This window comes from Streptomyces sp. NPDC058051 (genome assembly GCF_042885475.1).
Classification (GTDB): Bacteria; Actinomycetota; Actinomycetes; order Streptomycetales; family Streptomycetaceae; genus Streptomyces.
Genome location: NZ_JBHVRW010000066.1, coordinates 1 through 3,102 on the forward strand (window position 1 = coordinate 1; position 3,102 = coordinate 3,102).

Consider the following 3,102-nt stretch of genomic DNA (forward strand, 5'->3'; position numbering starts at 1 on the left):
CCCTGCATCCGTGGGGCATCGAGTACGTCGACCCGCGCTCCGACCGTCTCGTGATCCGCTTCGAGGCCGACCATGTCGAGCGGTGCGACTTGGACGTAACCCAGGCCCTGGATCTGGCCCAGGTGCTGCTGCCACGCGCCGACGAGTACGGCGACATCAAGGGAGTACCCGGGGCCCGTACTCACATCGAAGGCGGGCAGGTGGTGCTTCGCGTGCTGGACACGTCCGCCTCCGTCACCCTGCTGGGCCTGGACCCCGACGAGTGGCTGCGCGCGGTCGATTTCCAGGACCAGGAGATGGGCACCTACGGCATGACGCCGTGTCACCGCGACCTGCCGACCCGGTGGCATCCAGCCGAACGTCTCTACTGGCAGCCGGGTCGGCAGGGGGCTGCGCCATCGGCCTGGCTGACCAGCGGGCTGCTGCGCCGGGTCGGCCTGATCCGCACTCTGGGGGTGCCGTTGGCCGTGACCGGCTGGCTTGGCCACCACGAACGCGATGGTGGCGAACGTTGGGTCATCGACCCTATGTTCGCCGAGGGCCAAGGCGCCATCGGCCACCGGCGGCTGATGGCACTGCTCGCGGCACCTGGCTGGGGCCTTCCCGTCACCGCATCGGACGAACACTGTAACTGCCATCTGCCCCCCGGCTACAGCGACCAGTGCACCACCGTCGCCGCCTGCCCCGCCAAGCGGCGCGGAGTACTTGAGGTGCGTGCCATCCAGCGCCACGGTGAGCGCCTGAAATGGTTCCAGGAGCACCGCCCGGTGATCTACGCGGCCCAGCAGCAGCTCGCCGTCCCTGTGCCAGCCTGGGTCGACCGTTGGCTTGAGCGCGGTTGACCTGCTGCTCTGCCCGTACCGGACGTCATACCGGGCCACGGCTCAGACGAGGGCCTGGAAGGCGCGCCGGTACGCGGCTTGCGCTGTGCGAGCACCAGAAGCTCGCAGTTGCGCTGCTGCTGGGCGGATGTGATCGGCCGGGCCCGCGCGCCGCAGCGGTGCCAGAGCGGGGATACGGGCGGCTCGGGATAGGCGAGGGAGTGGTCGACGTCTCGCTGGGTGCTGTGCATGCGGAACTCCGTCGGAAGGGTTCAGGCGTGGTTGTTGTCGCGTCGGCGCTTGGGCTGGAGGTCGGAGGTGAACCGGCCGAGGCGGGCCTCAACCGGGTTCGCAGCAATCCAGTCCTCAGCGCACGCCTTGTGGACGGGATCCCCGTGGTGGGAGCGCATCAGCGTGGGCTGTTCGCACGGCGCGCAGGGGCGGTCCTGCCAGTGGTCGAAGTGCTGGCTGTCGCGCCATTCGAGAAGAGCGCCGGGAGCCGGGACCAGGCTCGGCTCGAATAGCGGCTTCTTGCCTCGGGTGCGGGTCATGGCCGGAAGTCGGGCAGCTGCTGGAACACACGCTCCAGCAGGTCCGGCGCCGGCCTCCACGGGACGACCTGCCCCCGCGCGGGGATGGGCAGGGGGAGCTCCTGGACGTCGTCGAGCACCAGGTGCCAGACGCCCGGGTGCGCCCACTCCGAACAGAGCGGCGCTCCCTCAAGGTCCTGGTGGCAGTCGGTGATCCGGGCGACGCCGACGACCGCGCCGGTAACCAGCTGGCGGTCGCGGATCGTGCAGCCGATCAGCGGGACGCGCAGGGCGGGCCGGTCGACGGTCTGGCTCGTGTGCAGCAGCACCCAGCCGGTCCGCCACCGGCCGGGCCGGTTCTCCACCGTCTTGGCCCCGGCGAGGATGCAGGCCGCGTACGGCTGCCGGATGCTGATGCCGCGGATCCAGTCGCCCTCGGGCAGCGCGGTGGCGCTCATGCGGCCCGCCCCCACACAGCCGTGCCCGGACGGCCGGCGCGGCGGCCGTTGATGGACGGCACCGTGGCGTGCTGCCGCGTGGCGAGGACGGCGCGGCCGGAGTGCTTGCCGTCGTACAGGGCGGAGTCGGCGGCCCTCTGCAACACGGTCAGGTCGCGGGAGTCGACCGAGGCCGGGGCCGCGGCGCCGACCGAGGCGGCGACGTCGACGGTGCGGCCGTCGTCCAGGGCAACCGGCGTGTGCAGCATCCGCACCAGCTGCTCCAGGCGCTGCGTGCGGCGGCCGGCCTTCAGCTCCAGGACCGCGGCGAACTCATCGCCCCCGAGCCTGCCGACGGACGCGCGCGGGCCTGCCCACGCGGTGAGCCGGGCCCCGAACGCCGCGAGGACAGCATCCCCGGCCGGGTGGCCCATCGTGTCGTTGATCTGCTTGAAATGGTCGGCGTCGGAAGCGCGCGGGTTCCCGGAATCCTGAACGTTGGTAAGCCGGAACCTGCATGCCATCTGATGGCTGCGGCGGTCCCACGCGCGGGTTCCGGCCTAGCTGACGGGACATGGTGAGCGAAGCCCGGTTCTGCCAGGAGGATTGGGAAGACCACGGCTGATCTGAAAGACGCATCCCGCCTAAAACTTCGACTTCGACGACGGCGACGAACTCACCCGGCGACCGCCCTGACAGGCTGCTCTGTACGATCACCGAATACTGGGCGCTGGTCCGCCTGTCCTGTGCGGAGATCAGCAATTGGTGCCCTGTCCGGATAGTTGAGGGAGTTGGCGGGTGTCCGCTTTGGACTTCTACGCTCACGTCGCCGTTTGCGGTGAGGTCCTGGGAGTTGGCCTCGGTACCGACCCGGAAGCCTGGGAAGCCGCCCTGGGGGCGACATGCCTCGATGTTCCCGGTGGTGGCCTACTGCGGCGGGACTACGGGCTCGTGGAAATCAACTTCTCGCCGGACCAGCCAGGGCGGCAAGGGCAGATGTCGTGCTTCGGCTTCGGCGTGAAGATCCAACGACTGCTGTACGACCAGTCCCCGAGCACCGTGCCGTCCCCGCTCTCGCGGGAATACGGGGAATTCGCACCCAGAGTCCCCTTCAAGGAACTGCAGACCGCCATCCTGGCCCTGGGCCACACGATCGAACTCGACAAGCACAACACGTCGAGTGACATGGACTGCTACCGCGTATCCGCGTCCGCCGCCCGCATCCACGTCGTCGCTGACCCTGACCCGTACGGGTCAGGCGACCCAGATCCAGATGGACATCAGAGGGGCGACGTCTGGTCCATCGACGTGTGG

The 3,102-nt window shown here is 69.6% G+C and carries 4 protein-coding genes and 1 pseudogene; 2 read left to right on the forward strand and 3 right to left on the reverse strand.

What is annotated here, in order from left to right:
• Positions 1-842, forward strand: an 842-nt coding sequence (locus tag ACFVUT_RS37550; protein ID WP_389671158.1) for a hypothetical protein, incomplete at its 5' end; no start/stop codon positions are given.
• 251 nt (positions 843-1,093) lie between these two features.
• Here the strand turns inward: ACFVUT_RS37550 and ACFVUT_RS37555 are convergent.
• The 3 genes and pseudogenes from ACFVUT_RS37555 to ACFVUT_RS37565 all read right to left on the reverse strand — a co-directional run.
• Positions 1,094-1,372 (reverse strand): hypothetical protein, encoded by a 279-nt coding sequence (locus ACFVUT_RS37555; protein WP_389671160.1) that lies wholly within the window; start codon positions 1,370-1,372, stop codon positions 1,094-1,096.
• Positions 1,369-1,809: a hypothetical protein gene (locus ACFVUT_RS37560; RefSeq protein ID WP_389671162.1), complete on the reverse strand. Its 441-nt coding sequence runs from the start codon at positions 1,807-1,809 to the stop codon at positions 1,369-1,371. The genes ACFVUT_RS37555 and ACFVUT_RS37560 overlap by 4 nt, the downstream gene beginning before the upstream one ends.
• Positions 1,806-2,255 (reverse strand): annotated as a pseudogene (locus tag ACFVUT_RS37565) (GGDEF domain-containing protein); the annotation flags it as partial. The pseudogene ACFVUT_RS37565 and the gene ACFVUT_RS37560, both read right to left, overlap by 4 nt.
• 331 nt (positions 2,256-2,586) lie before the next feature.
• Here ACFVUT_RS37565 and ACFVUT_RS37570 point away from each other — a divergent pair.
• On the forward strand, positions 2,587-3,102 hold a 516-nt coding region (locus tag ACFVUT_RS37570), incomplete at its 3' end, for a hypothetical protein (RefSeq protein WP_389671164.1).